A 4741-nucleotide genomic window follows, 5' to 3' on the forward strand; every position below is an offset into this window, starting at 1 on the left:
AATAGTACTATTTTGATGTACTGCTATTAGAATTTAGCACATTAATAAATTGCGTTTAGGCATTTTAACTACTAAAATTGTTGATCGTAACAAAGATATAAAACAATTTTTTTATTTCAATACAGAAAATTCAATACTTGAAGAGGTAAAAACTGTATGCGTTTGCGTTTTAAAATCTTCTTCGGTTGCTTTAAAAATATTATCAACATAGGTTTGAGGATTCAGATCAATCAAAGGAAACCAAGTGCTTTGTACTTGAACTTGAAGTTTGTGTCCTTTCTTAAATGTGTGAAATACATCTTGTAATTTAATAGCAACCTCCGTTTTTTTATTTGGAATAAAAGGTTCAGGATAGGTAAAACTATTTCTAAATTTACCACGCATTACTTCGCTTCTAACCAATAAATGATAATTGCTCATTTTTAAATGACCTTGAATATTGTCATTATTTTCTTCAGGATCTGTTGGGTGAACATCAATTACTTTAACAATCCAATCTGCTGCTGTTCCTGTAGTTGCAACTTGTAATTTTGCCAAAATATCACCGGCTAGTGTTAAATCTTTATTTAAAATTTCAGTTTCGTACACTAAAACATCACTTCTTCTTGCTGAAAATCGTTGATCATCGGTCATGTATTTTCGTGGTGTAAAAACCATTTTAATATCTTCGGAATAAGGGACAGGTTTTTTAATATTGCTAATAAATTGCACGCCTATTTCTTTTTCTTCGGAAGAAGTTAATTTTTGATTGTCAGATAAATAGAAGTGTTTTTTTTTACTATTTTTTGGTGGCCAAGTGTCATATGTTTTCCATTCTTTTTTTCCAGTATCATAAACGTATGCTTCAGGTAAACCTGAATTTTCATCTCCTTTTCCTTTCAAGAAATGATTGAAAAATTTGGTTTCAGTGTTCTCTTGATAAAATAAGGAGATTGAATCTCCAAAATAATAGTTTCCAACAGCGTTTTTGGCTTTTGAACTAGCCCACTGACCGTGACTCCAAGGTCCAAAAACAAGCGTATTGTAATTTTCTTTGTTGTACTTTTCAATCGTTTTGTAAGTTTCTAAAGGGCCATACAAATCTTCAGCATCAAACCAGCCACCAACAACCATTGTTGCTACGTGAGAGTTTATCTTTTTTAAATGTTGAATAATTCCTTTGCTTTGCCAAACCTCATCGTAGTTTGGGTGTTCTTTTAATTCTTCCCAAAAGAAATCATCAGACTTATCATTTAACTCAAGGTTGGGATTGTCTAATCGTTCATTTTGGTAATATTTATTTAAGTTGCTTAAAGGTCCGGCATCTAAAAAGAATTGATATTGGTCTTTTGTGTTAAGTTTAGGCATTTTGTACCAAGCTGTATCGGTGGGTGTATCTTTTGGAGTTCCAAATAGCGGTGTAATTCTAAAATAACTTAACAAATAAGCGCCATTATGATGAAAATCATCAAAAAAGAAATCACCAATACACGCTTGTGGTGAAGCAGCTTTTAAAGCTGGGTGCGCATCAATTGTAGAATACGTACTATAAAACCCTGGATAAGAAATACCCCAAGTTCCAACATTTCCATTGTTATTTTCTACATTTTTTACTAGCCAATCAATAGTGTCGTATGTGTCAGAGCTTTCATCTACATACGTACTATCTTTTTTGTTAGGAATATATGCACGCATATTATCAAAAGTTCCTTCACTCATCCAACGACCACGAACATCTTGATACACAATAATATTCCCTTCTTTCATTAAATGTTTATTAGGTCCAATATTTTTTCTGAATTTATCTGCACCATACGGCCTAACACTATACGGAGTTCTTTGTAATAAAATTGGGTGCGTTTTGCTTTTATCTTTTGGCGAATAAACAGTAGTAAATAATTTCACACCATCACGCATAGTAATAGTCGTTTCAATTTTATCGTAATTTTCTTGTGCGTAATTTTCTTCTTGTTCAGTAGTTGAATTAGAATTGTTACAGCTAAAAGTTAGTAAACTTAGTGCTATAGCAAAAACTCTAAAAGTAAATTTCCTCATTTGAAGTTTGATTTGTTGGAGGGTAAATCTACAAAAAATGAAATTTATAAATGTTAATGTATTTGTAGCAAAAGTTTTAAAAATTCATATTTAAAATTGAAAAAAATAAGACTCCCCAACCAGCAATCAAAAATAAACCACCAATTGGTGTAATTGGTCCTAAAAATTTTAATTTTTTGTTTTTTGAAGAAGAAATTACTAAGCCATAAATGCTGAATGAAAATAATAGAATACCAATAATAAAACTGTAAACCATATATTTTTCTGAAGTTGTTTCCAATTTAAAATTAAAGCCAATAATTAGTAAAACTAACGCGTGATACATTTGGTATTTTACACCCGTTTCAAAACTTTTTAATTGTTCTTTATTTAAAATCTTCTTTAATAAATGAGCGCCAAAAGCACCCAATACAACAGCGAAGCCTCCTAAAATTGCAGCAAAAAGTAATGTAAATTGAATCATTTAAGTTGATTATTTATAATTTTCACGAAAATAAGCATTAAATAATTGTGAACAAATTGTTTTAAAGTAAGGTTTTTCCTTACTAAAGTAGGCAATAACCATAAACTTTTAAAAAAGTAAGTGAAAAATGTAATTTATTTTGTTAAGATTTTTTTTTTTTTTTATACATTCACAAAGAGAAAGATTAAACCTTTAAATAAATTGCATCTATGAAAAAAATAATTGCTATAATCCATTTCCAATTTTAAAATAATTGTCATTCCTGCTAAGGCAGCAATCTCATTCTTATAAATAGAAATTTGCTTACTTTCTAGAGTTGAGATAAAAAATCCTCTGTTTGTAAAATTTCAAGAACACAATACGCTCATATAATGTTTAACCTAAAACCACTAACTATGACATAGCTACTAAATACAAACAGAGGAAAGTGTTGCAAAAGTAATACACCTCGTAGTACAAACAAAATAATAAAGCGCAATTATTCGCTAGTAACTAATTTAAATTTTATTAAAATGAAAAATATATTTTTTGCTTTTGCTTTTATGCTAGTTAGTTCATTTGCCTTTGCAAATGATATCTCCACCCATTTAATTGAGAAAAATATTTCTTCATTAAATGAAATTTCTAAAATTCAAGTAACAGGAGAAATTAATTTAAATAATTCTCCAGTGAGTGTTGTATCTGCAAAATGTTGGGCATTCAGAATATGGCTTAAACACCAACTTAAAGAAATAAGTGATGATGAAGAATTGATTGATGAAACTGCTGATGCATTAAAAGAACTATGTGAAATAGCGAGTGATTTTGGGTGGATTTAGCAAATTAACGGGATGCTGTTTGACTTTTAAAACAGTCTCTATTTTGTAGTGAATATTTCAAAATAAGTAATCAATTAGGCTGCTCTTTTAGATGTTTTCAGATGGCCTCATTATTAAATTTAATATTATGAGAGTTATATTATTAACTATTTTTTTAATTTCGAGCACACTTTGTTTTTCACAAAACAACAAGGGTGTGGCAATATATACAGTAAAGACAAATTACGCTTTTAACGAAATTGATAAAGTTGAGCAAAAAGAAGTATTGAAAAGAATATTTGAAGAATCAGGAAAAGAAAGCTCAATAAACTTTAAACTTATTTTCAACAATGAAAAATCTGTCTTTTTTGCTGAAAAAGCACTAAATAGAAATGATAATAAGGTTGATCTTGTAAGTATTAAGGCAAAGATTCTTGGTAAGATATTTGTAAACCTAGAAACTAAAGAAATAATCCAACATAAAGAAAAATTTGGAGAAACCTTTAATATAAATAGTAGCTTAAATGAACATGAATGGATTTTAACAAAAGAACAATTAAAAATAGGAAAATATTCTTGTTATAAAGCAATTCTAAAGAGCAAAAAAGACAAAAAGAGTGAAACAATAGCTTGGTATGCACCTGAATTAGCTAGTAGGGTAGGTCCTTTAGGATATTGTGGTCTTCCAGGGCTAGTTATCATATTAAAAGATGATATTTTTATTTATTCGCTTAAAGAAATTATTTTCAACCTGCCCAAACAAGATGATAAGACAATTCACAGGCCTAAAACTGGAATGGAAGTTTCTATAAAAGAATATGACTCAATTTATAAAATTATGAGAGAAAAGAAAGATAAATTGGAAAGAGAAAGTTATAATTAAAATATAATTGTCAGCAACAATAAATAAATATGAGATTTAAAATAAGAGTAATTGTATTAGCCTTATTTGTGTTTAAATTATTCTTTTCTCAAGCAATAGAGGGTAAAATCACATATCTAGCATCTCTTGATAATAGTGAACTTATCGAAAGAATGCATAAAAATACCAATTTGCAAGAAAATAAAAAATATAATTGCTATAAATTTCTATTTAAATACTTTAAATAATTGTTATTGCTGTGAATAGATTGTCATTCCTGAGTGGTTGCTGAGCGGAGTCGAAGCAAACCTACCTGTTGGTAGACAGGGGCAGGAATCCTATACTTATTTACAAAAATACGTTTAATGAGCAGAGGCTAAGTAAAAAATCCTCTGTTTGTAAAATTTCAAGAACACAATACGCTCATATAATGTTTAACCTAAAACCACTAACTATGGCATAGCTACTAAATACAAACAGAGGAAAGTGTTGCAAAAGTAATACACCTCGTAGTACAAACAAAATAATAAAGCGCAATTATGCGCTAGTAACTAATTTAAAATTTATAAAAATGAAAAAAATAAT

The 4741-nt window shown here is 29.0% G+C and carries 4 protein-coding genes; 2 read left to right on the forward strand and 2 right to left on the reverse strand.

What is annotated here, in order from left to right; translation table 11 throughout:
* Window positions 1–111 precede the first annotated feature (111 nt).
* The gene (locus GQ540_RS00345; protein ID WP_291795611.1) at window positions 112–2034 is read right to left on the reverse strand and encodes a CocE/NonD family hydrolase; all 1923 of its coding nucleotides are present in this window, start codon (window positions 2032–2034) and stop codon (window positions 112–114) included.
* Between the two features lie 76 nt (window positions 2035–2110).
* Window positions 2111–2497, reverse strand: coding sequence for a DUF423 domain-containing protein (locus tag GQ540_RS00350; RefSeq protein ID WP_291795614.1), 387 nt, complete (start codon window positions 2495–2497; stop codon window positions 2111–2113).
* Window positions 2498–3009: 512 nt separating this feature from the next.
* On the opposite strand from GQ540_RS00350, the gene GQ540_RS00355 reads away from it, so the two are divergent.
* Both GQ540_RS00355 and GQ540_RS00360 read left to right on the forward strand, forming a co-directional pair.
* Window positions 3010–3315: a hypothetical protein gene (locus GQ540_RS00355; RefSeq protein ID WP_291795617.1), complete on the forward strand. Its 306-nt coding sequence runs from the start codon at window positions 3010–3012 to the stop codon at window positions 3313–3315.
* Between the two features lie 127 nt (window positions 3316–3442).
* A complete protein-coding gene (locus GQ540_RS00360) occupies window positions 3443–4177 on the forward strand; it encodes a GLPGLI family protein (RefSeq protein ID WP_291795620.1) in 735 nt (244 codons plus the stop codon).
* Window positions 4178–4741: the final 564 nt, after the last annotated feature.

This window comes from Lutibacter sp. (genome assembly GCF_013139515.1).
GTDB lineage: Bacteria > Bacteroidota > Bacteroidia > Flavobacteriales > Flavobacteriaceae > Lutibacter.